Raw genomic sequence first — 24534 nt, 5'->3', positions numbered from 1 at the left:
TCGGTCTACCGAGAGCGGGGCCTCGGTCTACCGCAACGCCACCTGCACGAGGACGGCGGCGCCGAGGAAGCCGAGCAACCACAGCACGCGCTGGCGGACCTGGTGGGCGGTGGTGCGGTCGAACATCCACTTCCCCGCGGCGGCGCCGAACATGCAGAGCGGTGTGAACAGGGCGATCTGCGCGAGGACGGGCACCGTGAGGAGGCCGCCGGCGGCCGAGCCTGCCGCGCCGAAGGCGTCGATGACGAGGAAGAACACGACGAGCGAGGCGCGTCCGGCGGCCACGTGGGTGGACGCGGAGAAGTACATGAGGACGGCGGGCGGGCCGCCGAGGGCGAAGCCGCCGTTGAGGAGTCCGGATGCCATTCCCGTCGCGGCGGTGACCCCGGGGCCCGGCAGCGACTGCCGGTCGGGGACGGCGGCCATGGCGACGGCGGATCCGATGATGGCGACACCGAGCAGTACGCGCACCAGGTCACCGGACAGTTGCGTGAGCGCCCACATGCCGAGCGGCATTCCGATCAGGGTGCCTGCGAACAACCAGCGCAACGACTTCCAGTGCACCTGTCGCCACACCTGCGGCAGCATCGCGGCGCTGGCGACGACCTCGAGGACGAACACGGTGGGTATCACGGACGTCGGCGGCAGCAGGACGACGAGTCCGGCGACCCACACCATGGCGCCACCGAAGCCCCCGAAGCCGCGGACGACGCCGCCGGCCACCACGATGCCGAGCGCGAAGAGGAGCGCGGGCAGCGACAGATCCCACACCGTTGCCGCCATACCCTGTTGCTCCGCTTCCGTTCGTCGTGGTCTCCGTCAGAAGTGTGGGGGTCGCGGCGGCGAAGCGACAGGTCCAGACGGCGTCGAATCGTCGGTACCAGGACCGCACGGGACGTGGCCCCCGGCGTGATCGCCGGAGGCCACGTGCTGGCAGCGGTTGGATTTACCCGTAGTCGCCGTAGTGGAACTACACGTAGTCCTTGTACTTGTCGAGCAGGCGAACCGGCTTCGACAGCGCGTCGCGGCGGAAGGGGTCGCCGAGTTCGCGGGTGCACATGATCTCGATGACCGTGGTCTTGCCCTCGTTCATCTGTGCGGCGACCGCGCGCTGCAGCGCGGGACCGACCTCTTCGAGTTTGTCGACGACGATGCCCTCGGCACCCATCGCCTGCGCGATTCCGGCGAAGGATTCGCTCTCGAGTTCACCGGCGACGAAGCGGCGGTTGTAGAAGTCGACCTGGTTCTTCTTCTCCGCGCCCCACTGCCGGTTGTGGAACACGACGGCCGTGACAGGGATGTCGTGCCGGACGGCCGTCATGACCTCGCCCAGGCTCATACCCCAGGCGCCGTCGCCTGCGTAGGCGATGGCGGGCCGTTCCGGTGCCGCGGCCTTCGCGCCGATGACGGTCGGCAGTGCGTAACCGCAGTTGCCGAAGCTCATCGGGGCGAGGAAGCTGCGCGGCTTCTCGAAGCGGAGGTAGCTGTTGGCGACGGAGTTGATGTTGCCGATGTCGGTGGAGACCATCACGTCCTCCGGCATCGCCTTCTCCAGCTCACGCAGCACCTGACGCGGGTGCAGCCAATTGCCGTCCTCGCCTTCCTGTTCGGCGATCATGTCGAGGCTGAACGGGTCGCGCTCGTGGGTCCACTCGTCGAGTTCCTTCTCCCACGCTGCCTTCTCGGCTTCGATCTTCTTGCTGCGCTCCTCGCGGTTGGCATCACACGCGAGGGCCTTGCCCTCGAGCCGCTCGGTGAGCGCGACGGCAGCGGCCTTCGCATCGCCGCAGATTCCGACGGAGACCTTCTTGACCAGGCCGAGCATCTTGTGGTCGGCGTCGATCTGGATGATCTTGGCGTTCTTCGGCCAGTAGTCCATGCCGTGCTGCGGGAGGGTGCCGAAGGGGCCGAGGCGGGTGCCGAGGGCGAGCACGACGTCGGCCTGGCTGATCAGCTTCATCGCGGCCTTCGAGCCCTGGTAGCCGAGCGGTCCGGTCCACAGCGGGTGGCTGGCGGGGAACGAGTCGTTGTGCAGGTAGCTGTTGACGACGGGGGCACCGAGACGCTCGGCGAGCGCCTTGCACTCGTCGACGCCGTCGGCCATCACCACGCCGCCGCCGGAGACGATGACCGGGAACTTGGCCTGCGCCAGCAGTTCCGCCGCCTCGTTCAGGCTCTGCTCCCCGCCGGGGCCACGGTCGAGGCGAGTGGGCTGCGGGATCTCCGTCTCGATCTCGCCGTAGAAGAAGTCGCGGGGGATGTTGAGCTGCGTCGGGCCCATCTCGGACATCGCGCGGTCGAAGCAGCGGCCGGTGAACTCGGCCATCCGCTTGGGGTTGTTGACGTGGCCCTGGTACTTCGTGAATTCCTGGAACATCGGCAGCTGGTTGGCTTCCTGGAAGCCGCCCAGGCCCGTACCCATGGTGCCGGCCTCGGGGGTGACGATGACGACGGGGCTGTGCGCCCAGAACGCGGCGGCGATCGCCGTGACGCAGTTGCTGATGCCGGGACCGTTCTGCCCGATGACCATGCCGTGACGTCCGCTGACCCGGGCGTATCCGTCGGCCATGTGTCCGGCGCCCTGCTCGTGCACGACCGGGACGAGCCGGATGCCGGCGGGAGCGAAGATGTCCATCGCGTCCATGAAGGCCGATCCCATGATGCCGAACATGTCGGTTACGCCGTTCGCGACCATCGTCTCGACGAACGCCTCCGACGGTGTCATCTTCTGTACGCCGGAAACAGCGGTGCGATCGGCACCGTTCTTCTTCTTGGTCATGTGTGATCCTCCTTCAGGGGCGCGCCGGAACCGGCCGAGAATGTCAAAAATCGGAACGTTTCGTTCGTGATTTTGTGATCTGCAGTGACAGTAGGCCACGTCACACGCTTCGTCAATGAATGTTCCTAAAACCGGAACCAGATGTATGATTTTTCGATACCCGATGCGAATGCGTCGCCGTTCTGCCTAGGAGGAACCGTGGGTGAGATTCACCGGATCGACGAGTCGAACGGACACCCGACGACGGAGCTACCCGGAGACACACCGACGCTCCGCCTGTTCGCGCTGCTCGAGATGATCGCGTCCAAGGACCAGCTGTTCACGTTGCAGGGTCTCGTCGAGGAGACGGGCATGGCCAAGCCGACCCTGCACCGCATGCTGCAGCAACTCGAGGGAGCCGGACTCCTCACCCGGCAGAACAACGGCAGGCACTACGGCACCGGCGTGCGCCTGCGCCGCTTCGCCGAGAACCTGCTGCTCAACGACACCCACCACGGCGCGCGGCACGCCATCCTCCGCAACCTCGTCGCCGAACTCGGCGAGAGCTGCAACGTCACCACCCTGTCGGGCAGCGAAGTCGTGTACCTCGACCGTGTGGAAACCTCCGAACCCCTTCGGTTTACACTCCATGCGGGGTCGCGGGTGCCCGCGCACTGCTCGGCGAGCGGAAAGATGATCCTGTCGCAACTCAGCCCCGCCCAGCGCCGGCGACTCCTCGGGCGGATGCCGCTCGAGCGGTACACCAACAAGACGGTCACCGACATCGAGCTCATCGAGACCGAACTCAAGCAGGTCCGCCGCGACGGCTACGCCATCGACGACGAGGAGTTCCTACCCGGTCTCGTGTGCGCCGCGGTTCTCGTCCCTTGCGCCACAGGCAATTCCAATCTCTGCATCGCGGTCCAGGCCCCGGTCATGCGACTCACCCCCGACAAGGCGCTCAAGCTGCTTCCCGCGTTGCGGCGGGCGGCCGACGCCATCGGTGAGATCGAGAACGAGGTCCAGGACGACGGAACGGCAGACATGAACTGAAGGAGGGCGCATGCCCGAAATGACCACTGCGGCACCCAGCCACGTGCTCTCCGCGCGTGAGCTGTTCGGACTCGACACCGACCTGACGGTGCGGGCCTTCCGGGAACCGGTCGACCACGTCCCCGACGTCGACCCCGCGTACCTGTTCGATCACGCGGTGACCACCGCCCTGCTCGCCGGGTTCGACCGCAACCGCCGGGTGCTGGTGCAGGGACTGCACGGCACCGGCAAATCCACGCACATCGAGCAGGTCGCGGCGAGGCTGAACTGGCCGTGCGTGCGAGTCAACCTCGACGGCCACCTCAGCCGACTGGACCTGATCGGCAGGGACGCGGTCGTCCTGCGAGACGGCAAGCAGGTCACCGAATTCCAGGAAGGCATCCTGCCCTGGGCGCTCCAGCGTCCCGTCGCGCTCATCCTCGACGAGTACGACGCCGGCCGGCCCGACGTCATGTTCGTCATCCAGCGCCTCCTCGAGCGCGACGGCAAACTCACCCTGCTCGACCAGAACCGGGTGCTGTCTCCGCATCCGGCGTTCCGGTTGTTCGCCACCGCCAACACGGTCGGCCTGGGCAACCTCAACGGGATGTATCACGGTGCGCAGCGGCTCAATCACGCGCAGATCGACCGCTGGAACATCGTCGCGACGCTCGATCATCTGCCCGCGGAACAGGAGATCGAGATCGTGTCCGCGCGGGTGCCGTCCGTGGGGCGGTCGCTGATCGCGTCGATGGTGGCCGTGGCGAACCTGACCCGCAACGGTTTTCGTCTCGGCGACCTGTCGACGCTCATGTCGCCGCGCACGGTGATCACCTGGGCCGAGAACCTCGAGATCTTCCACGACCCGGCGCTGGCGTTCCGGTTGTCGTTCGTCAACAAGTGCGACGAGGCCGAGCGGCCCATCGTCGCCGAGTACTTCCAGCGATGCTTCGACGAGGAACCCGAGTGGTCGGCGATGCTCGCGGCGAGCACGGCCTGAGCGGGCAATGATGGCAGAACTGCCCGTGTGCCCCGAATCGGTCCGTCGTCGGCAGGAGGTTCGTGAACTCTGCGCCGGCAGCATCCGCGCTCTGACCGGTCAGGGTGAGTTGCATTTCCGCGGAACGGAACTCCATCGCGGACATCGGCGTGTGCCGATGCCCGCCCCGCACCTGCACCCGTCGTTCGACCGCGCCGACGTCGCCTCCTTCCGCGGTGCGGGCGACGGCATGGCGCTGCGACTACTCCACACCGATCCCACCCTGCACCGCAGCCTGTGCCCGGAGGACACGCCGAGTCGGCTGATCTTCGAAACCCTCGAACAGTTCCGCGTCGAATCGCTGGCCGCCGGCGCGTGGGACGGGGTGCGCGCGAATCTCGCCCACCGATTTTCGCGGTGGTCGCAGGAGTTCGTGGCGTCCGGCCTGACGGAGACCGTGCACGGCATGCTGCTGTTCACGGTGATACAGATGTGCCGGGCACGGATCACCGCCGAGCCGATACCCGAGACCACGCAGGATCTGATCGAATCGACCCGGTTCGGCCTCGCCTCCGTTCTCGGTGACCAGCTTCCGCAGCTACGCCGAACCCGGCACTCGCAATCGGATTTCGCGGTGCAAGCGCGGGCGATCGCCGACGTGATCGGCCGTCGACTGGAGCAGGCCGCGGACGCGGACGAATCGGGCGACACGAGGCGCGACCGTGCCGCGACGTTCTCCCTGCTCTTCGACTTCGAGCCGGACGAGAACGACGCGTTCGCGACGGCCGCATCGGGGCACAGCCGCGCACTGGGTGACGGCGGGGACGGGTACCGCGTGTTCACCCGCGCCTACGACGAGACCCGGCAGATCACGTCCCTCGTCCGGCCCGAACTGCTCCGGGACTTCCGCCGGTGCCTCGACGCCGGCATCGAAGACAAACGTCTCAACGTCCGAAAGCTGGGACGGCAGCTGAAGTTCCTGCTGTCCGAACCTACCCGCGACGGCTGGGAGGGCGGCCGCGACGAGGGCTACATCGACGGTCGCCGGCTCGCCCAGCTCGTCACCTCGCCCACCGAACGCAGACTCTTCCGCGCCGAACGCACCGAACCAAGGAACGACGCGACGGTGACCTTCCTCATCGACTGCTCCGGTTCGATGAAGAAGTTCAGCCAACCGGTCGCCGTTCTGGTCGACGTGTTCGCGCGGGCGCTGGAACTGGCCGACGCCCGGTGCGAGATCCTCGGCTTCACCACCACCGCGTGGAACGGCGGCCGGGCCCGCAGGGACTGGCTCCGGTCCGGCCGTCCGGACGATCCGGGACGTCTCAACGAAGTCCGGCAGCTGGTGTTCAAGGACGCCGAGACCACCTGGCGCCGCGCGCGTCCCGCCATCGCGGGACTGCTCAAGGACGACCTGTTCAAGGAGGGCGTGGACGGCGAGGCCGTCGACTGGGCGTGCTCACGGATGCGCGACCGCGGCCCGGGCAGGAGGCTGCTGTTCGTGATCTCGGACGGCAGCCCACTGGACGGCGCCACCGCGCTGGCCAACGACGAGTTCTACCTGGACCACCACCTCCAGGTCGTGGTCGAACGGCACGAGGACGAACGCGCGGTCGAGGTCTACGGCCTGGGCGTCGGGCTGGATCTGAGCCCGTACTACGACCGTTGCCGGACGCTCGATCTGACGCACGGAACCAACAGCGACGTCATCGCCGACGTGCTGTCGATGATCGCCCACTGACAGGCGCGCCTGTGAGTGGCTCAACTGTGAAGGAGTCACCCCCATGACCGAACCCCGGGTTTCGCTGGTCACCCTGGACATTGCCGGCACGAGCGTCGACGAGGGCGGCGCCGTGTACGTGGCGTTGCGCGAGACCGTCGAGAACTACCTCGGCGGACCGATTCCGGACGACCGTTTCGACCGCTGGAAGGGCACCGGCAAGCGGCAGGCCATCGAGGGACTGCTGCGCGAGAGCGGAGCCCCGGCCGACACGGCCGTTCTCGACTCCGTCGAATCCGAGTTCACCGCAATGCTTCTCGGGGCGTATCGGAAGACACCTCCGACCGCACTGCCGGGAGTCCACGACGCGTTCGGCACCCTGCGGCAGCGCGGCGTCAAGGTCGTTCTCCAGACCGGATACTCGCGCGAGATCGCACAGCCGCTGCTCGAGCAGGTCGGCTGGGAGATCGGGCGCGACATCGACGGCGTGATCACCAGCGACCAGGTGCGGATGAGCAGGCCGTCGCCGTATCTCATCTTCCGTGCGATGGAACTGGCGGGCGTGCAGAGCGTCGACGAGGTCCTGGTCGGCGGCGACACCCCCAACGATCTGCGCGCGGGCACGAACGCCGGGGCGCGGTACGTGGTCGGCGTTCTGACCGGCGCCCACGACGCCGCGACGCTGCGCCCGGAGCCTCACACGCACATCCTGGAGAGCGCCGCGAAGATCCCCGAACTGCTGGGCTGATCGACGAGTGCGGGCCGGTCCTGCCGCGCAGGGCCGGCCCGTGACCCGTCAGTCCCGGTAACTCGGCGCCGGTGGACCCGCCGTCGGCCCCAGCAGGCCCAGCCACCGGTCGTACAGGCGATTCCACGTCCCGTCCTCGCGCATCCGTTCCAGGGTTCCGTTCACGAAGCGGACCAGAGCGTCGTTGTTCTTGTTCGCGACGACGCCGTACGGCTCCAGTTCCAGATTCGGGCCGACGATCTCGAGGTTCGGATCCTGCGCTGCGAGGCCGGCGAGGATGGAGTTGTCGGTGGTCGCTGCGTCTGCCTGGCCCAGTTGCAACGTGGTCAGGCAATCGTCCCAGTCAGGGACGGCCACGATCGTGGCTTCGGGTGCCACCCGTTGGATCGTGGCGAGGGACGTGGTGTCGATGAAGGTGCACACACGTTTGCCGGCCAGGTCCGCGGGAGAGGTGATGCCGGATCCCTCCGGTACGAGTAGTCGCTGGAACGCCTCGAAGTACACGGACGAGAATCCGACCCGGGTGGCGCGCTCGCACGTGATGGACGTGGCGTGAACCACCAGGTCCACGTCGTTTCTTTCCAGTGCATCGAAGCGGCCGGCCGACGTCAGCAGACGGAATTCCACCTTGTCCGGGTCGCCGAAGAGGTCGCGGGCGATCTCCCGCGCCAGGTCCACGTCGAACCCCGACAGCGTGCCGGTCGACGGGTCCCGGAAGCTGAACAGGTTCGTGTTCTGGTCGGTTCCGACGATCAGCCGTCCCCGCGCGACGATCGCGGCCAGCGCCGACCCCGGCGGCGCCGTCTCCGGCCGCAGACCGGGGTCGGGCCGCAGACTCGACAGCGCACCGCAGGAGGAGGGATCCGGTGGGAGCGGCGGTACGACAGCCGTGGACGGCAGGATCTCGGAACCGTCCGGGAGCGAGTACTGCGAATAGTCGCCGGCGAGGGGTGGGGGCAGCGCCGAGGGGGCCGCGCACGCCACACCCACCACACACAGAGACACTGCCGCGACGAGCGCCGCCCGGCGCCGCAGGAGCGGGCCGGCCGGGGTTCGTCTCCGCGATCTGGTCATCGGCTGCTGCGCGTTCGATCAGGTCACCGCATGGGTGTTCACGACTGCCTCCGGTGGTGGCGATGGGAATTCGGCTCCTGTTGCGCCGCCGCGGCCAGTTCGATGTCCGAGCCGCCGAACGTCTCCACCGACTCGATGCGCTTCTCGGCCTGCGAGACGGACTCGTCCGCCGAACCGACCGGGGGAGCGGCGGAGAGCGATTCGTCGTCGACACCGGCCTTGCCGAGCCGCCTGCGCACCTCGTAGCTGATCAGGATGGCGATCAACGTCAGACCGCTCATGAGGAACTGCGAGCGGGTGCTCGGGAGGAAGGCCATCGCGAGGATGACCGTGGCCATCAGCGCGATGGTGGCGTAGCTGAGCCAGGGGAACAGCCACATCCGGAGTTGCAGTGCCGCGGGATCTTCGCGCTCGAGCCGCCGGCGGAGCACCACCTGGGAGACGGCGATCAACAGGTACACGAACAGCGCGACGGCGCCGTAGGAGTTGACGAGGAAGTTGAACACGATGTCGCCCCACACGTACGTGCAGGCGACCGAGATGTAGCCGATGGTCGTGCCGAGCAGAATCGCGCGACGCGGCACCCCGTTGCGGGAGAGCTTGGTGAAGAACTTGGGCGCATCGCCGTTCCGGGTGAGGGCGAACAACATTCGTGACGTGGTGTACAGCGCGGAGTTCAGGCAGGAGAGTACCGCGGTGAGGACGATGAAGTTCATGATCGTGGCGACGCCGGGAATGCCGAGCACCTCGAGCACCGACGCGTACGGACTGACACCGACGCTCTCGGTGTCCCACGGCTGGATCGTGACGACCACGAGAATCGACCCGACGTAGAACGTCACGATCCGCGCCACGATCGACCGCATGGCCCGGGCGACAGCACGTTTCGGTTCCTCCGACTCGGCGGCGGCGATCGTCACGATCTCGGCCCCGGTGTAGAAGGCGACGCAGGGGACGACCGCGGCGAGCACCGCTCCCCAGCCCAGCGGGGTGAATCCGCCGTGACTGACGAGGTTGCCGAGCCCCGGCGTCGAATCGGGCCACAGCCCGGTGATCCAGAGGGCGCCCATCCCGAGGAACAGGACGATCGCGACCACCTTGATCGAGGAGAACCAGTACTCGAACTCGCCGTAGGAGCGGGCGGACACCATGTTGGTGGCCGTCAGCAGCAGCATCAGCCCCAGGCTCAGCATCCACAGCGGCACCATCGGGATCCACAGTTGCAGGATCCGGCCGCCGGCGATGGCCTCGACCGCAACAACGATGACGAAGAAGTACCAGTACATCCACCCCGTCGCGAACCCGGCCCGACGGCCCAGCGCCTGGCGAGCGTAGACGTAGAACGATCCGACCACCGGCCTGGCCACCGCCATCTCCGCCAGCATCCGCATGATCAGCAACGTGATGATGCCCGCGAGCAGGAAGGAGATGATCGCGGCAGGTCCCGCACCGCCGATGACGACGCCGCTGCCCACGAACAGGCCGGCACCGATCACGCCACCGAGGGCGATCAGGTTCATGTGCCGGCGTTTCAGGCCTTTTCCGAGACCGGAACTGTCGGTGTGTTCGGGAACGGTACTGTCCACATTTCCTCCAGAGGGCGTTGATCGAGCGCGCCGGCTGTCTGCGGCCGTCCGTCGCCGGACGGGTGCAAGGCGGGCACCGAGCAGGTGTGATCCACATCACTCATTTGGTGAGTCACCTCACCTTACGACTCGGAAACAGCACCCGCCCAGAGCCAGATCCGGGGGCGAGGGAGGGACCAGCGCATAACGCCCTTCCCGACGGGTACTACTACTTCGGTACCGATCCACGTCGCCGCGGGAGGCGCCATGACCACCGACAACCAGGGCGACCGAACCGACGTCGACAAGGCGTTGCTCGGACACTCGACGTACCGCAGCCTCGGCGAACAGCACCTCTCGCCCGCGGAGGAGCGATTCGAGAAGGGCCGCCGCACGATCGGGCTCTTTCTCGCGCCGCTGATCACCATCGGATTTCTCGCCCTACCCCTCGACATTCCGCCGAACCAGCAGACGCTGGCAGGCGTCCTGCTCGGCGTCATCGTGCTGTGGGTCTCCGAGGCGGTGCCGATCCCGATCGGCGGGCTACTCGGTGTGGCCGTCGTGGTGTTTCTGGGGGTGGCGCCTGCCGACGAGGTCCTCTCGGCGTTCGGGTCGTCGACGATCTTCACGTTCATCGGCGCGTTCATCCTCGCCCAGGCGATGCTCGAGCACGGCGTGGCGCGGCGGTTCGCGTTCCGGATCCTGACGCTGCCGCGGGTCGGCCAGTCCACCATCGGGGTCATCGTCGCGTTCGGCGTCATCACGTGCGGGCTGTCGGCGTTCGTGTCCAACACCGCGACGGTGGCCATGCTGCTGCCCACGGCCATGGGCATCCTCGGCGTCATCGCCAAGGTGATGCAGCACCGCGGCGTGGTCGCTCCGGACTTCGACCCGTTGCGGCTCCGCGTCGGCGCCGCGATCATGCTGATGCTCGCGTACGGCGCCAGCGTGGGCGGCCTGCTGACGCCGGTCGGGAGCCCCCCGAACCTCATCGGACGGGGGCTCATCGAGGAGGCCACCGGGGAGCGGATCACCTTCGGGCAGTGGATGACCATGGCCGTCCCGATCTGCCTGGTGATGTTCATTGCGCTCACCTTCATCCTGCTGCGCCTCAACAAGCCGGAGATCCGGCGCATCGAAGGCGTCTCCGACTACCTGGAGGAGCAGCGCGCCGAAATGGGCCCCCTGTCCCGTGCCGAGAAGAACACGCTCATCGCGTTCGGGGTGACGGTGACGCTGTGGATCCTGCCCGGCGTCGTCGCGGTGATCGCCGGCAACGACTCCGACCTCTACGCGACGATCAGCGACCGCCTCGACGAAGGCATGGTGGCGGTGTTCGGGGCGGCGCTGCTGTTCCTGCTGCCGACCGACTGGGAACAACGCGAGTTCACCCTGCGCTGGCGGGACGCGGCGCAGATCGACTGGGGCACGATCGTCCTGTTCGGCACCGGCATCATCTTCGGGTCGCTGCTCGCCGACACCGGTCTCGCCGAGACGATCGGCACCTCCGTCGCCGATTCGCTGGGCCTGACGAGCGTCGTCGCCATCACGATCTTCGCCGTGCTACTCGCCATCGCCGTGTCGGAGACGACGAGCAACACGGCGTCCGCGGCGGTCGTGGTGCCGATCGTGATTCCGGTGGCGATCGCGGCCGGGGTCAACCCGTTCGTCCCGGCCCTCGCGGCCACGTTCGCCGCGTCGTTCGGCTTCATGCTGCCGGTGTCGACGCCGCAGAACGCCGTGGTCTACGGCTCCGGAGCGGTACGGATCACCACGATGATCCGAAGCGGCATCACGTTCGACATCATCGGCGGCATCCTGATCATCGTCCTGCTGCCACTGATGGTCGCCGTGGTCGGTCTCGGCGCCGGCTGACGCACGGACGCGGTCGCACATGCCGCTGCAGTGGACGAGATCTGAGAGACTGGCCGCGGAACGATCGCCACACGACGAGGGGGCAGCGGGAGTATGCGGGGGATCTTCGGACGAGCGGCCCTGGCCGTCGGTATCGGCGTCGTCTTCGCGGCGGGGGTCACACCGCTCGCCGCCGCGCAGCCGGCGCCGAGCGACGAACTCGACTGGGGGCCCTGCCCGGCCGAATACGAACTCGATCCGGCGTCCGAGCAGTGCGGATCGGTCACCGTGCCCCGCAACTATGCGGATCCGGCCGCCGGCACGATCGACGTCCTCGTCACGCGCCACCGCGCCGAGGATCCCGCCGCGCGGCGAGGCGTGCTGTTCACCAATCCCGGTGGGCCGGGCGGCGACGCGATCGGCTCGAACAGCATGTTCGTCGACGTGCTGCCCGACGCGGTCCGCGCCCAGTGGGACGTGATCGGTGTGCAACCGCGCGGCCTCCCGTACGCCGGCGCCGTCGACTGCGCCCTGTCCCCCGAGCAGACGACGGCGATGGGCCTCGGCTTCGGCGGCGCCGCAACGCGTGCCGCGTGCGAGTCCGCGGCACCGGGCACCACGGCGCACCTGACGACCGAGAACACCGCGCGGGACTGGGAGCAGGTCCGGGCCGCACTCGGTGAGGACGTCATCGACATCTACGGCCTGTCCTACGGCACCATCCTCGGTTCCACCTACGCGACGCTGTTCCCGCAGCACACCGGCCGGATGGTCCTCGATTCCGCGGTCGACCAGAAGTGGCTGTGGAACGACGTGCTGTGGCAGCAGAACGACGGTTACAAGGAACGCTTCTACGACCTCATGGACTGGGTCGCCGCCCACGACGACACGTACGGGCTCGGCGACACTCCGCTGAAGGTCTACCAGCGGTGGTCGGACCGGATCGTCGAGGAGGCGGGCGGCAACCCGACGCTCGCGCCGCCGCCCGCCCAGGTCGGTGACGTACCGCCCGGCCTGGAATCGCTCGCCGACGCCTACCGCGGCGGGGTCGATCTGACCGGGCCTGCCCGGGTCCAGTTCGAGGCCTTCATCCGGGGCATCGCACATCCGTCGCACACCCAGACGTCGTCGAGCATCTACGTGATGACACGGCAACTGCTTCCCGCCCGGAACAACTGGCCACTCCTGGCCCGGATGGTCCGCGACGGGCCCGGCGCGATCCCCGAGGGCGCCGGGCTGAACGACCTGACGGAGCAGGAGTACGCGCGACTGCTCCAGTCGCAGACGATGCAGACGCTCGTGCTGTGCAACGAGAACACCGTCGTGGCCCGGCCGGACCGCATCCCCGGCTGGCTGTTCTCCACGTTCGTCACCGGCGACCTCTTCGACCTCATCGGGTACGGCTACAGCTCCGGAACGTTCTGCGCCGGAGCGCCGCCCGTCGTCGCGCCGCCCGCGTTGACCAACCGGGGGCTGGCGACGGCGCCGCTCGTCCTGCAGGGCCTGCGGGACCCGCAGACGCCCTATCAGGGCGGAGTTCGACTCGCCCAGGACATGGGGGCGAACCTCGTCACCGTCGGGGGCGGAGATCACGGCGCCGGGATCCAGGGCGGCAACGCCGTCGTCGACCAGGCCGTCACCGAGTACCTCGAGACCGGGCACACGAACGTCACGGAGGCACCCGAGGCGCCGATCACCGCGCCGCTGTGAACCCGGTCCGCGTCCGGACCGTCAGCGAACGTAGTCGGCTCCCGTGATGTCGACGGTGGCCCCGGTCGCGTGACGGGCACGACCGGACGCGAGGAACGCGATCGTCTCGGCCACGTCCTCCGGCGGTGTGACCTCGCCGAGGGGTAGCGCGGCGGCGGCGCCGGCCACCGCGTCGTCGGCGAGATCGGTGGCCACCCAGCCCGGTGCCACCGCGTACGCGAGGATGTCGTCGCCGGCGAACCCGCGGGCGACACCTCGGGTGAGCGCCAGGATCGCGCCCTTCGCGGCACCGTACGCCAGATGGTCGGCGTCGTCACCGCGATGGGAGGAGCGGCTGGCGACGGTGACCACGGCGCCGCCGCCGTGTTCACGGAAGTGCATGATCGCGTACCGGGTCAGATCGGCGGGCGCGGTGAGGTTCAAGGCGAGGTTGCGAGTCCACCCCTCGTTCCACTCGGACTCGTCCTCGATCGGGGACGCGATCCAGGCACCGGCGTTGTTGACCAGCACGTCGATCCGCCCGCACACACGCACCGCCTCCTCCCACACGTCGCGGGTGGCGGCGGGGTCGGTGAGATCTCCCTGGACCAGGTGCACCCGGGTGCCGCCGAGTTCCTCGGCAAGGTTCTTCGCCGCGTGCGCATTCGACGCGTAGTGCACGACGACGGTGCCACCGTCCCGGTGGATCACGCGGGCGGTGGCCGCACCGATACCCCGGGACGCACCGGTCACCAGGACAGCCTTTCCGGCGAGCGGACCTGCCGCGAGCGCGCTCACGAGACAGCCTGCGCGCCGGTGATTTCCACGGCCGCACCGCAGAGGAACGGGGCCTCGTCCGACGCGAGGAACGCCACGAGCGCGGCGACCTCCTCCGGTCGCCCGATCCTCCCGAACGGGACCTTCGCGTCGAGGTCGGCGACCGTCAGGCCCTTACGAGCCAGGCCTGCCTCGAGCATCGGGGTGCGAATCTCGCCGGGGCACACGGCGTTGACCCGGATGTTGTGCGGGGCGTAGTCGCGGGCGAGGTTCTGGGTGAAGGAGACCACCGCGGCCTTGGAGACGTTGTAGGCGACGTGCCCCGGGGCCGGGTGCAGGCCCCACTGGGACGCGGTGTTGACGATGGCGCCCCTGCCTGCCTCGATCATCGTCGGCAGGACCGCACGGCACAGGTGGAAGAGGGCGTCGACGTTCACGGCGAACGTGGCGGACCAGTCGTCCTCGGTCAGCGACAGAAGGTCGCCGCGGCGGTTGATGCCCGCGTTGTTCGCCAGGACGTCGATCCGGCCGTGGCTGTCGACGACGTCCGCGGCGAGTGCCGCGCACGCCTCGGGATCGGTGACGTCGAAGACCCGGGCCTCGGCGAGCAGACCCCGCCCGGTGAGTTGTTCGGCGACGGACTTGGCGGCCGCGTCGGCGGCGTCGCACACGAGTACGCGGGCGCCCTCCTCCGCGAACCGGGCGCTGATCGCGGCACCGATGCCGCCGCCTGCGCCGGTGACGATCACGACGTGGTCGTCGAATCTACGAATGGTCTGGGTTGGACTCATGGCCTTGCTGCTCCCGTTCGATCGGAGTGTCGGGGGGTGGTGCGGTCAGAACCGGACGGCGTCGATGAACTTGTTCAGCTCTTCGTTGTCGGACCTGGTGAACGCGAGTTCCGGTGTGGTGTTCACGGCGATCTCGCCGTCCTGGAAGAACACCAGGCGGTCGGCCGCCTTCGACGCGAAGGCCATGTCGTGGGTGACCAGTGCAATGGCGATGCCCTCCTCGGCCTTCAGGCGCCGCAGCACCTCGAGGACCTCCGCGGCCACCGGCGGGTCGAGCGCCGACGTGATCTCGTCGCACAGCAGCAGTCGCGGCTTCATCATCAACGCACGGGCGATGGCGACGCGCTGGCGTTCACCGCCGGACAGCTGGGTGCACCGGCTCAGGATGTGCTGCTTCATCCCGACCTCCGCGAGCGCGGACTCGGCACGGTCCCGTGCCTCCGAGCCGGACATGCCGAGCCGCTTGCGGGGCGCGAGGGTGAGATTGTCGAGGACGTTCATGTGCGGCCAGAGGGTGTACGTCTGGAACACCATGCCGACGTGAAAGCTCTTGTCCGCCCACGCCTCGGTGCGCTGCTGGTCCTCGAAGACGCGGACGCCGTCGAAGTCGATGGTTCCCTCGTCGGGTTCGGTGAGACCGGCGAGCGCGCGCAGCATGGTGCTCTTGCCGGATCCGCTCTTGCCGATGATGACGGTGATGTCGCCGGCGTGCATGTCGAAGTCGACGTTGCGCATGATGGTGCGGCCGTGGAAGCTCTTCTGCAGGCCGCGGGCGGAGACGAGGACGCCGCCGATTTCGGTGTGGAACGGTGCGGTGGATTCGAGGGTTTTCATCGCTGGCCTCTGGTTCGGTTCGTGCGATCGGTGGGTGTGCGGTGGTCGGTCGTCATGCCGTCGCCACCCGTCGCCCGGGAATCATGCGGCTGAGGAAGCTCTGGCTGCCCCTTGCCCCGCGTGCCGAGTTCTGCTGCATGCGTCGTTCGAGATTGCTGGTGGCCAGGGAGACCGGGAACGCGACCGCGAAGTAGATCACCGCGGCGAGGGTGAAGACTTCCAGCGAACGGTACGTTTCGGACGAGATCGTGTTGGCGACGAACATCAGGTCGGCGACCGCGATCGTCGACACCAGGGCCGAATCCTTGAAGATCGAGATATTCAGCGAGAGGATGACCGGCGTCTGCTGCCGAATCGCTTGGGGCACAATGATGTAGCGCAGCTGCTGCAGTCGTGTCAGGCGCAGCATCTTGCCGGCTTCGACCTGCTCGACGGGCACTGCCTGGAATCCGCTTCGGTAGGCCTCGGCCATGAATGCGGTCAGGTTCGCCGACAGGGCGATGATCGCCGAGGTGAATCCGGAGATCGTCAGGCCAGTGAGGGCGGGGAGTGCGTAGAAGATCCAGAAGAGCTGGACGAGCATCGGGGTGCACCGGAACACCTCTATGTAGGCCTGCGCCCCCCAGCGGACCAGTTCGATCTCCGACATCCGCGCGACCGCGACGGGCACGGCGAGGACCATGCTGATCGCGATGGTGATGACCGTGAGTTCGAGCGTGACGACCAGGCCCTCGAGCATCAGGGGAAACGCGTCGAAGACTACGTTCCAATCGAATTCGTAGTTCATGGCTGCCACCCCTACTTCTTGACCAGGTCGCCGAGATCGTCGATCTCGTGGTAGTCGACGTCGGCGTAGGCGCGGGCGAGTTGTCCGCTCTCGCGCGCACGCTCGATGGCGATGTTGATGATCTGCAGCGACCGCGTGTCGGTGTCGGCGGGAATCCCGTACGCGGCCGACGCGGAATAGATCGGCGGATTGGGCACCACGATCTTCAGGCTGGGATCGGCGAGAGTCTGGGCCTCGGCGGTCGGCAGATCGGCGAACTCCGCGATCACGCGACCGGCCTGGAGGGCGGAGAGCGCGTTGGAATAGTTGTCCACCGGCATGACGGTCAATCCTGTTTCCTGAAGTGCCTTTTCAGGAGCGGAGCCCTGCGCGGTCGCGACGGCACCCCCGTCCGCCCTGATCTGTTCGGCGGTGGTGTGCGGCGAGTCGGCCTTCACCACGTACACCGCCTGGTACTCGTAGACCGGATCGGTGAACTGAATGGCCAGCGACCGTTCGACGGTGTAGTCGAGGTTGGCGGCGAAGTCGTAGCGATCGGCCTGCAGTCCCGCGACGATGTTCTTCCATTCGGCGGCCACCGGCTTCAGTTCCACCCCGAGTTGGTCCGCCAGCGCCCGCAGTGGGATGAGGTTCGGTCCCCCGAGCGTTCCGTCGGCGCCCTGGACGGTCATCGGCGCGGCGATTGCCACACCTACCCGCAGTTCCCCCCGATCCTTGATGTCGTCGATGAACGAACCCTGCGGACCTCCGACACCGCCGGACTCCGATCCGCTGCTCAGGCCGGCCCCGACGTAGCCGGATGCCGCGGCGACGACGCAGATGCCGGCGACGCCGAGAACTCTCTTGGTGCTTTTTTGCATGACTGCCCTCTTCGTGTGCAGGGTGCAGGCGCCGTGGGGTGCGGCGGCACTGTCCGAATTCCGAGTTCGGGGAGGCGATTCGAGTGAAGCGCGTGTGTCTCCATCGCTCGGCTGGTGCGGAAGTCGGCGAAAGTGTGATCCACGCCGCATTTCCTTCTACGTAAGATTGTCAAACAATCAGACGGAGCGCAAGAGGTCGAAGAAGGTTTTCGAGACTTCGGCCACTCGGCGTCACCCGGACGAAACAAAACCGTCGCGCGCAGAGGGGCCCGCGGGCTGCTGAGCTGGGGATTGTCCGGTCGTGCCTGCGCCGGTGCGCGTCAGGCGGCGGTGTGTAAATTTCGGGTTATCTCGGCGGCCGCAGCCTTCCGAAGGGCCCCGAAGCTCAGTCCGAGCCCTCGGCGGCCGCCATCAGTGCGACGAGTTCTTCGGCGCTGTCGATGGTGTGCGCGACGAAAGCCGCCCGGATCTTGTCGAGGTTGCGCGTGCGAATGGCGTCGACCAGCCGCTCGTGGACCTCGAAGGCACGCTGGGGGTCCGACCGGGTGAACTGGTCCTGCGCAAGCGCGATCGTGATGTGAGCCTCGGTGACCGGCCACAGCTTCAGCAGCAGGTAGTTCTCCGACGCTGCCCAGATGCTGCGGTGGAATCGCAGGTGGGCGTCGTGCTGGACGAGCGGGTCGGGGTCGAAGGCGAGGCGCGCGTACTCGCGCCAGCTGTCCATCACCATCTCGAGGCGGCGGCCGGAGCCGTCGGCGAGGATCGCCGTCATCGCCTGCATGTCGATCGCGACGCGCGCCTCGGCGATGTCGAGAAGGGCCTTGGCGTCGAGAGACGCCACCCGCAGGCCGCGGTACGGCTCCTGCACGAGCAGCCCCTCCTGGGCCAGCTGGTTGAGGGCTTCACGGACGGTGGGCCTGCTCACGCTCAGCGAAGACGACAGCTGGGCCTCGGTGAGCTTCTCGCCGGGCTGCAGGGCGCCGAGCACGATCGCGCGCTTGATCTCGGCGATGACGCCGTCGCGGCGGGTGGTCGAGGCGACCGGCAGCAGCGCCGAGGCAGTGCTCGGTGCGACTGCCGCCGTGCCGTCAGCCGTGGCCTGTGACTTCGCCATGATCCGCCTTGTCGAGTGAGGACTTCCTTGAAACCCATTATGCATATTGCCTGACAATCCCGGACCTGGGACCCATATGGATGCAGGGAAGCCCCGTTCGATCACGGGACGGACGCCAATTTTCCCCAGCCGTTGACAGCGGGTCGGCGGAGTGCTTAGTGTTGCCCATCACAAGCGCAGATTGTCTGACAAACTGCATCTCACACTTTTCGCGACCCACCGGTTGCATCGAAGCGCCGGTCGGCGCTGTCAGGAGGCTGAAGACATCATGCGAATCGTTGTTGTCGGAGGTGGTGTCGTCGCATTGGCGAGTGCGTACCGTCTCGCCAAGGCGGGTTGCGAGGTCGTCGTACTGGAAGCCCGGACCGCGGGGTCGGCGGCCACGCACGGGAATGCCGCGAAGATCGCGCTTGCCGAGAGCGGGCCGGTCCCGGCGCCGGGCGTGATCCTGCAGGGGCTGCGGTGGATGCTCAAGCCCGACAGTCCGCTCTATGTGAAGCCCTCCGTGGCACCGGATTTCCTCAAGTTCATGCTGACGATGGCGCGGCACTGTAACGCCCGGGACTTCCGTTTCGGGCTGGAGACACACTTGCGGCTCGCGTCCGATGCGAACGACCTGCTCGACGAATACACCAAGGACGGCATCGAATTCGAGATGCACAAGGCCGGTGTGCTGCTGGCGTTCGAGACCCGGGAGCGCTACGAGGAGCACTGCGGATCCCTGCAGATCTTCGAGGGCTTCGGCATGCACCCGACCCACCTCGACAGCGACGGCGTCCAGGAAACCGAGCCGGCGCTGAACCACCGGATCAAGCACGGCCTGTTCTTCGCCGACGACCGCCAGCTCGAACCCGACTCCCTCACCCGTGCGCTGGTCAAGCGCTGTGAGGAACTCGGGGTGCAGATCCGGGAGAACACCAAGGTCGGACGGTTCCTGCGCCGGGGATCCACCGTGACCGGTGTCGTCACCGACACGGGCGAGCAGATCGACGGCGACGCGCTGCTGCTGGCGGCGGGCGTGTGGAGCGGTCCGCTGTCGAAGGAACTCGGCGCCCCGATGCCGATCCGTCCGGGCAAGGGCTACAGCGTCGATTACAGTCCGGCGCCGATCACGCTGAACACCTCCCTGACGCTCGAGGACGCCCGCGTGGCGGTCACCCCGCTCGACGGCATGATCCGGCTCGCCGGAACCATGGAGTTCGGCGGCTTCGAGGAGAGCGTGAACCAGACCCGCGTCGCCGCCATCCAGCGTGCGGCCGCCGAGAACTTCGACGGCTGGGACAACCCGCCCGGAGCGGCGGCGCCGTGGGCGGGACTGCGTCCGATGACCCCGGACGGCCTGCCGATCGTCGGCAAGTTCGGGAACCTCGACAACGCCTACATCGCTTCCGGGCACGGCATGCTGGGCCTGACCCTGGCGCCGGGCACCGCCGAGATCATCACCGAAACCATTGTCAATCACCGTGTTCCGGAGATCGCCACCTCGATTTCGCCCAACCGCTTCCTGTCCCGGCGCGCCCTGCGCCGCGCCTGATCGGCCGTCTCGGCAGGCGCCTTCCGAGAAAGAAACTCACGCCATGACGATCGCACAACCGGCCACCGGCGTCGTCCACGGTCTGCAGCCGATCAGCAGCGGCACGCGCCGGGAAGAAGTGGCCGACTCGATCCGCCGGGCCCTCCTGACGGGGGAGCTGCAACCCGGCCAGCGGATCAAGGAAGTCGAACTCGCCGCCGTCCTCGGCGTCAGCAGGCCCACCCTGCGGGAAGCAGTACATGTACTGATCCACGAGGGAACCCTGATCCAGGAGCCGTACAAGGGGATTCGAGTGGCGCAGACCAGCCCGCACGCGTTGCTCGATCTCGCCGAGGTCCGTGTCTCGCTGGAGACCACGGCGGCGCAACGGCTGGCCGCCGACCCCACCCGCGGCGGACTCGACACCCTGCGGCAGGCCCTCGACGACCACCGGACGGCGATCGCCTCCGGCGACGTCGTGGCGTCCGACCTGACGCACCTCGAGTTCCACCGCACGCTGTGGCTGGCGTCGGGCAACGAGATGCTGATCAAGATCTGGCCTCTCGTGGCGGCGCAGATCCGCATGGCCATGACGGTCGACCAGGCCACCCGTTACGACCCCGACCGCGACCTCGCCATGCACGCCCGGCTGGTCGACGTCATCGAGCTGGGGGACCCCGACATCATCCGGGCCGAAGTGACCCGGCACATCCGAAGCAGCGCAGAAGAAGTCGTCTCGATCATCGGCGACTCCGACCACCCCTGACACACAAGGAGACAATTCATGAGCACGCAGTTCAGCGGAATCCTCGCCGCGGTCGTCACCCCGTTGACCGCCGACGGATCGGCCGTCGACCCCGACGGCATCAAGCGTCAGGCCGAGCACATCATCGGCGGCGGCATCAACGGCCTCGTCCCCGGCGGTAGCACCGGTGAGTTCACGACCCTGTCCACCGCCGAACGCAAGCAGGCGACCGAGCTGTACATCGAGGCCGCGGCGGGCCGGGTCCCCGTCGTCGCCGGCACCGGCGCACTGAGCACCGCCGAGACCGTCGAGCTGAGCAAGCACGCCGCCGACGCCGGCGCGGCCGCGGTGATGATCGTCCCGCCGTTCTACGACACCCCGTCCTGGGACGAACTGCTGACCCACTACAGCGCGGTGTCCGACGCGGTCGACATCGACATCATGTACTACAACCTCCCGTCCGCCACCGGGGTGGACCTGGCGCCGGCGCAGTTCGCCGAACTGGCACGCAAGACCCGCGTCAACTCCTACAAGGACACCGGCGGAGACGCGGCGAAGTTCGCGTCCGTGCTGAACCATCACGCCGCGGACATCACCGCCCTCAACGGCTGGGACACTCTCTCGTTCGCCGGTCTCGCCGCAGGCGCGAAGGCGTCGGTGTGGGGGACCGCGAGCGTCATCCCGCAGCTGTGCGCGGACTTCTACGACGCCCTCGCCGTCCGCGGCGATCTGGTTGCCGCCCGGGAACTGTGGACGAAGATCTTCCCGATCTGCGAATTCCTCGAATCGCACAACTACGCTTGCGCTATCAAGACCGGCCTCGAGCTCGTCGGCCAGGACGCGGGCCCGACCCGCCGCCCGGTGCTGCCGTTGGCACCGGAGTTCCGGGACGAGTTCCGCCGCCTCCTCGTCGCGGCCGGCGTCAGCGTCGTCGAGAACTAGAACCGAAGGACGAGACCGTGATCCCCAGGCAGACCATCAACGCCGTCGACGTCCACGCCGCCGGCGAGCCCGGACGGGTGCTCATCGGCAGCCACCTGCACGTCAAAGGCGCCACCATGGCCGACCGGCTGCAGTACTGCCGTGAGCACCTCGACGATCTGAGGTTGCTGATGCTGCACGAGCCGCGCGGCTATCCCGGACTGTGCGCCGTCCTGGTGCTGCCCCCGGTCAACCCGGACAGCGACTTCGGCATGGTGGTGCTCGAACAAGGGGGATTCCGGCCGATGTCCGGGAGCAACCTCATCTGCGCCGTCACCGCGCTCCTGGAGACCAGCACCCTGCCGGTGCAGGAGCCGGTGACGAAGCTGAAGGTCGACACCGCCGTCGGTGTCGTCCACGTGCGCGCCGACATCGCCGGCGGCAGGGTCGTGCGGGTCACCTTCGACAACGTCCCCGCGTTCGCCGTCGCCATCGACCATCCGCTCGAGCTGCCCGAATACGGCACCGTCCCGGTCGACATCGTCTTCGGCGGGCAGTTCTTCGTCCAGGCCAAGGCCGCCGACCTCGGTGTCGAACTGGTGCCCGGCGCCGCGAAGGACCTGGCCCGCGCCGGGGCCGTGCTGCGCACCGTCGCGCAACGCGATGTCGCGGTCCGGCACCCGTTCAACCCGGACATCGACCACGTCGCATTGACGATGATCCACGGCCCGTCCCCGACCCCGGGGGTCTCCGGGCGCAACACCGTCGTCCTGCCCAACGGCACCGTCGACCTCGACGACCCGAGTACGTGGACCGGCGCGCTGGACCGGTCGCCGTGCGGCACCGGCACGTGCGGTCGGATGGCCGCCAAGCACGCGCGCGGCGAACTGGCGCTCGGGGAGCAGTTCGTCCACGAGAGCCTGCTCGGCACCACATTCACCGGCACACTCACCGACATCACCGACGTCGGACCGCACCGGGCGGTGCTGCCGTCGGTCAGCGGCCGCGGCTGGATCACCGGGTTCAACCAGTACGTTCTCGACGCGGACGACCCGTTCCCGCGCGGCTACACCCTGGGCGACCTGTGGGGCCCGGAGTCCGAGGGCGAGAACGCCCGGCAACTACTCGACCAACTCGATCTGGAGAATTGATGACCACCCACGAGAAGCTGCAGTTCATCGCCGGGGAACGCCGGCACGGCAGCTCCGACACGGAGCTGACGATCATCGACCCGTCCACCGGTGAGCCGATCACCACCGGCCTGGCCGCGACCACCGGGGACGTCGACGCCGCCGTCGCGGCCGCTCGCGCCGCGTTCCCGGGCTGGTCCCGCACCACGCCCGCCGAACGCTCGGACATCATGCTGCGCTGGGCCGAGGTCCTGCGGTCCCGCAGCACGGAGCTGACCGCCCTGGAGAGCCGCAACGGCGGCAAGGCGATCAAGCTGGCCGACGGTTTCGACATCCCCGGGGTGATCGACAACGTCACGTTCTTCGCCACCACCGCCCGCAATCTGGAGGGCAAGGCGAGCGGGGAGTACTCCGGCGATCACACCTCGTCGATCCGCCGTGAGGCGATCGGCGTCGTCGGGTCGATCTCGCCGTGGAACTACCCGCTGCAGATGGCGGCCTGGAAGATCCTGCCCGCGGTCGCCGCCGGCAACACCATCGTCCTCAAGCCCTCCGAGCTCACCCCGCTGACGTCGTTGCTCTTCGCCGAGACCGCGAAGGAGGCCGGCGTGCCGGACGGCGTCGTCAACATCCTCACCGGGGCCGGGCGGATCGCCGGACAGGCTCTGATCGAGCATCCCGACGTGGACATGGTCTCGTTCACCGGGTCGACGCCGGTCGGCAAGCAGGTCGCCGCGGCCGCGGCAGGGAGCGTCAAACGGGTCCATCTCGAGCTCGGCGGCAAGGCACCGTTCGTGGTGTTCGACGACGCGGACCTCGAGGCGGCCGCCCGCGGCGCCGTCGCCGGTTCGCTGATCAACGCGGGCCAGGACTGCACCGCCGCCACCCGCGCCTACGTCCAGCGTCCGCTCTACGAGAACTTCGTCCGGCGGGTCGCCGAACTGATGGACGAGGTGAAGGTCGGCCCCGCCGACGACACCGACACCGACATGGGTTCGCTGATCTCGCTGAAGCAGCGCGACCAGGTCGCCGCGATGGTCGACCGGGCCCGCGACGCCGGCGCGAAAGTGGTTCGCGGCGGCCGTATCCCGGAGCACACCCCGGACACGGGCGCGTACTACGAGCCGACGCTGATCGTCGACGCGGCGCAGGACTCCGAGATCGTCCAGCAGGAGATCTTCGGCCCCGTCCTGGTCGTACTGCCGTTCGACACCGACGACGAGGCCATCGCCCTCGCCAACGACACCCCCTACGGCCTCGCCGCATCCGCCTGGACGCAGAACGTGTACCGGGCGCAGCGGGCCACCCGGGAAATCCAGGCCGGGTGTGTGTGGGTCAACGACCACATCCCGATCATCAGCGAGATGCCGCACGGCGGCTACAAGGCCTCCGGATTCGGCAAGGACATGTCCACCTACTCGTTCGACGAGTACACCAACGTCAAGCACGTCATGTCCGACATCACCGGAGAGGCGCACAAGGGCTGGCACGACCTCATCTTCGGCGGACACTGACCCCGAACACTTTTCAGCAACCCACCGGGGCGGGGTCGATCTCTTCTGCCGAGGAGGTCGACCCCCGGACACGATGGTCCCCGGCGCCCGCCGAAACCTCACACATGAGAGCGGGCACCTGAATCCCCA

The 24534-nt window shown here is 68.0% G+C and carries 21 protein-coding genes; 11 read left to right on the top strand and 10 right to left on the bottom strand.

Features of this window, described 5'->3' with window-relative positions:
- Positions 1-27: 27 nt before the first annotated feature.
- Both P3H15_RS16940 and xsc read right to left on the bottom strand, forming a co-directional pair.
- Complete coding sequence (locus tag P3H15_RS16940) at positions 28-783, bottom strand: sulfite exporter TauE/SafE family protein (RefSeq protein WP_276138306.1); 756 nt, start codon at positions 781-783, stop codon at positions 28-30.
- Positions 784-970: 187 nt separating this feature from the next.
- Positions 971-2779: a sulfoacetaldehyde acetyltransferase gene (gene xsc / locus P3H15_RS16935; protein ID WP_276138305.1), complete on the bottom strand. Its 1809-nt coding sequence runs from the start codon at positions 2777-2779 to the stop codon at positions 971-973.
- Between the two features lie 198 nt (positions 2780-2977).
- Here xsc and P3H15_RS16930 point away from each other — a divergent pair, with 198 nt between their 5' ends.
- From P3H15_RS16930 to P3H15_RS16915, 4 genes are read left to right on the top strand one after another with little or no spacing between them, the layout of a single operon-like run.
- Positions 2978-3811, top strand: a complete 834-nt coding sequence (locus P3H15_RS16930; RefSeq protein WP_276138304.1) for an IclR family transcriptional regulator — start codon at positions 2978-2980, stop codon at positions 3809-3811.
- A gap of 10 nt (positions 3812-3821) precedes the next feature.
- Positions 3822-4790: an AAA family ATPase gene (locus tag P3H15_RS16925; protein WP_276138303.1), complete on the top strand. Its 969-nt coding sequence runs from the start codon at positions 3822-3824 to the stop codon at positions 4788-4790.
- Between the two features lie 10 nt (positions 4791-4800).
- Entirely contained in the window at positions 4801-6510 is a 1710-nt protein-coding gene (locus P3H15_RS16920; RefSeq protein WP_346348784.1) for a cobalt chelatase, read from the top strand.
- Positions 6511-6553: 43 nt separating this feature from the next.
- Positions 6554-7237 (top strand): phosphonatase-like hydrolase, encoded by a 684-nt coding sequence (locus P3H15_RS16915; protein ID WP_276138301.1) that lies wholly within the window; start codon positions 6554-6556, stop codon positions 7235-7237.
- Positions 7238-7285: 48 nt separating this feature from the next.
- Here P3H15_RS16915 and P3H15_RS16910 read toward each other — a convergent pair whose 3' ends face one another.
- Both P3H15_RS16910 and P3H15_RS16905 read right to left on the bottom strand, forming a co-directional pair.
- A complete protein-coding gene (locus tag P3H15_RS16910; protein WP_276138300.1) occupies positions 7286-8311 on the bottom strand; it encodes a glutamate ABC transporter substrate-binding protein in 1026 nt (341 codons plus the stop codon).
- A 38-nt stretch (positions 8312-8349) separates the two neighbouring features.
- Positions 8350-9897: an amino acid permease gene (locus P3H15_RS16905; RefSeq protein ID WP_276138299.1), complete on the bottom strand. Its 1548-nt coding sequence runs from the start codon at positions 9895-9897 to the stop codon at positions 8350-8352.
- A 246-nt stretch (positions 9898-10143) separates the two neighbouring features.
- On the opposite strand from P3H15_RS16905, the gene P3H15_RS16900 reads away from it, so the two are divergent.
- Together P3H15_RS16900 and P3H15_RS16895 are read left to right on the top strand one after the other, a co-directional pair.
- Positions 10144-11751, top strand: a complete 1608-nt coding sequence (locus P3H15_RS16900; RefSeq protein ID WP_276138298.1) for a DASS family sodium-coupled anion symporter — start codon at positions 10144-10146, stop codon at positions 11749-11751.
- Positions 11752-11844: 93 nt separating this feature from the next.
- Positions 11845-13440, top strand: coding sequence for an alpha/beta fold hydrolase (locus tag P3H15_RS16895; RefSeq protein WP_276138297.1), 1596 nt, complete (start codon positions 11845-11847; stop codon positions 13438-13440).
- A 21-nt stretch (positions 13441-13461) separates the two neighbouring features.
- Here P3H15_RS16895 and P3H15_RS16890 read toward each other — a convergent pair whose 3' ends face one another.
- From P3H15_RS16890 to P3H15_RS16865, 6 genes are all read right to left on the bottom strand, one after another.
- Positions 13462-14217: an SDR family NAD(P)-dependent oxidoreductase gene (locus P3H15_RS16890; protein WP_276138296.1), complete on the bottom strand. Its 756-nt coding sequence runs from the start codon at positions 14215-14217 to the stop codon at positions 13462-13464.
- Positions 14214-14987: an SDR family NAD(P)-dependent oxidoreductase gene (locus P3H15_RS16885; RefSeq protein WP_276138295.1), complete on the bottom strand. Its 774-nt coding sequence runs from the start codon at positions 14985-14987 to the stop codon at positions 14214-14216. The genes P3H15_RS16890 and P3H15_RS16885 overlap by 4 nt, the downstream gene beginning before the upstream one ends.
- Positions 14988-15032: 45 nt before the next feature.
- The gene (locus tag P3H15_RS16880) at positions 15033-15821 is read right to left on the bottom strand and encodes an amino acid ABC transporter ATP-binding protein (RefSeq protein ID WP_072942507.1); all 789 of its coding nucleotides are present in this window, start codon (positions 15819-15821) and stop codon (positions 15033-15035) included.
- 52 nt (positions 15822-15873) lie between these two features.
- Positions 15874-16608, bottom strand: coding sequence for an amino acid ABC transporter permease (locus tag P3H15_RS16875; protein ID WP_276138294.1), 735 nt, complete (start codon positions 16606-16608; stop codon positions 15874-15876).
- An 11-nt stretch (positions 16609-16619) separates the two neighbouring features.
- Positions 16620-17468, bottom strand: coding sequence for an ABC transporter substrate-binding protein (locus P3H15_RS16870; RefSeq protein WP_276138293.1), 849 nt, complete (start codon positions 17466-17468; stop codon positions 16620-16622).
- Positions 17469-17853: 385 nt separating this feature from the next.
- Positions 17854-18582: a GntR family transcriptional regulator gene (locus P3H15_RS16865; RefSeq protein ID WP_276138292.1), complete on the bottom strand. Its 729-nt coding sequence runs from the start codon at positions 18580-18582 to the stop codon at positions 17854-17856.
- Between the two features lie 268 nt (positions 18583-18850).
- Between P3H15_RS16865 and P3H15_RS16860 the strand changes: the two genes are divergently transcribed.
- The 5 genes from P3H15_RS16860 to P3H15_RS16840 are packed head-to-tail and all read left to right on the top strand — an operon-like array spanning position 18851 to position 24405.
- The gene (locus tag P3H15_RS16860; protein WP_276138291.1) at positions 18851-20116 is read left to right on the top strand and encodes an FAD-binding oxidoreductase; all 1266 of its coding nucleotides are present in this window, start codon (positions 18851-18853) and stop codon (positions 20114-20116) included.
- 43 nt (positions 20117-20159) lie between these two features.
- The gene (locus P3H15_RS16855) at positions 20160-20861 is read left to right on the top strand and encodes a GntR family transcriptional regulator (protein WP_276138290.1); all 702 of its coding nucleotides are present in this window, start codon (positions 20160-20162) and stop codon (positions 20859-20861) included.
- 18 nt (positions 20862-20879) lie between these two features.
- Positions 20880-21782, top strand: coding sequence for a dihydrodipicolinate synthase family protein (locus P3H15_RS16850; protein ID WP_276138289.1), 903 nt, complete (start codon positions 20880-20882; stop codon positions 21780-21782).
- Positions 21783-21799: 17 nt separating this feature from the next.
- Positions 21800-22912, top strand: coding sequence for a proline racemase family protein (locus P3H15_RS16845; protein ID WP_276138288.1), 1113 nt, complete (start codon positions 21800-21802; stop codon positions 22910-22912).
- On the top strand, positions 22912-24405 hold the full coding sequence (locus P3H15_RS16840; protein ID WP_276138287.1) for a gamma-aminobutyraldehyde dehydrogenase: 1494 nt from the start codon (positions 22912-22914) through the stop codon (positions 24403-24405). The genes P3H15_RS16845 and P3H15_RS16840 overlap by 1 nt, the downstream gene beginning before the upstream one ends.
- Positions 24406-24534 lie beyond the last annotated feature (129 nt).

It is taken from the genome of Rhodococcus sp. T2V (genome assembly GCF_029269925.1).
GTDB classification, from domain to species: Bacteria; Actinomycetota; Actinomycetes; order Mycobacteriales; family Mycobacteriaceae; genus Rhodococcus_F; species Rhodococcus_F koreensis.
The sequence above is the reverse complement of the archived record's forward strand: the minus strand, read 5'-3'. Positions and strand labels throughout refer to the sequence as shown.

Excerpts from the sequence above, each read along its gene's own strand:
- P3H15_RS16880 (WP_072942507.1), bottom strand. The coding sequence starts at position 15,821 with ATGAAAACCCTCGAATCCACCGCACCGTTCCACACCGAAATCGGCGGC.
- P3H15_RS16910 (WP_276138300.1), bottom strand. The coding sequence starts at position 8,311 with ATGACCAGATCGCGGAGACGAACCCCGGCCGGCCCGCTCCTGCGGCGC.
- P3H15_RS16885 (WP_276138295.1), bottom strand. The coding sequence starts at position 14,987 with ATGAGTCCAACCCAGACCATTCGTAGATTCGACGACCACGTCGTGATC.
- P3H15_RS16900 (WP_276138298.1), top strand. The coding sequence starts at position 10,144 with ATGACCACCGACAACCAGGGCGACCGAACCGACGTCGACAAGGCGTTG.
- P3H15_RS16895 (WP_276138297.1), top strand. The coding sequence starts at position 11,845 with ATGCGGGGGATCTTCGGACGAGCGGCCCTGGCCGTCGGTATCGGCGTC.
- P3H15_RS16940 (WP_276138306.1), bottom strand. The coding sequence starts at position 783 with ATGGCGGCAACGGTGTGGGATCTGTCGCTGCCCGCGCTCCTCTTCGCG.
- P3H15_RS16875 (WP_276138294.1), bottom strand. The coding sequence starts at position 16,608 with ATGAACTACGAATTCGATTGGAACGTAGTCTTCGACGCGTTTCCCCTG.
- P3H15_RS16860 (WP_276138291.1), top strand. The coding sequence starts at position 18,851 with ATGCGAATCGTTGTTGTCGGAGGTGGTGTCGTCGCATTGGCGAGTGCG.
- P3H15_RS16865 (WP_276138292.1), bottom strand. The coding sequence starts at position 18,582 with ATGGCGAAGTCACAGGCCACGGCTGACGGCACGGCGGCAGTCGCACCG.
- P3H15_RS16920 (WP_346348784.1), top strand. The coding sequence starts at position 4,801 with ATGGCAGAACTGCCCGTGTGCCCCGAATCGGTCCGTCGTCGGCAGGAG.
- P3H15_RS16840 (WP_276138287.1), top strand. The coding sequence starts at position 22,912 with ATGACCACCCACGAGAAGCTGCAGTTCATCGCCGGGGAACGCCGGCAC.
- P3H15_RS16855 (WP_276138290.1), top strand. The coding sequence starts at position 20,160 with ATGACGATCGCACAACCGGCCACCGGCGTCGTCCACGGTCTGCAGCCG.
- P3H15_RS16915 (WP_276138301.1), top strand. The coding sequence starts at position 6,554 with ATGACCGAACCCCGGGTTTCGCTGGTCACCCTGGACATTGCCGGCACG.
- P3H15_RS16850 (WP_276138289.1), top strand. The coding sequence starts at position 20,880 with ATGAGCACGCAGTTCAGCGGAATCCTCGCCGCGGTCGTCACCCCGTTG.
- P3H15_RS16870 (WP_276138293.1), bottom strand. The coding sequence starts at position 17,468 with ATGCAAAAAAGCACCAAGAGAGTTCTCGGCGTCGCCGGCATCTGCGTC.
- xsc (WP_276138305.1), bottom strand. The coding sequence starts at position 2,779 with ATGACCAAGAAGAAGAACGGTGCCGATCGCACCGCTGTTTCCGGCGTA.
- P3H15_RS16925 (WP_276138303.1), top strand. The coding sequence starts at position 3,822 with ATGCCCGAAATGACCACTGCGGCACCCAGCCACGTGCTCTCCGCGCGT.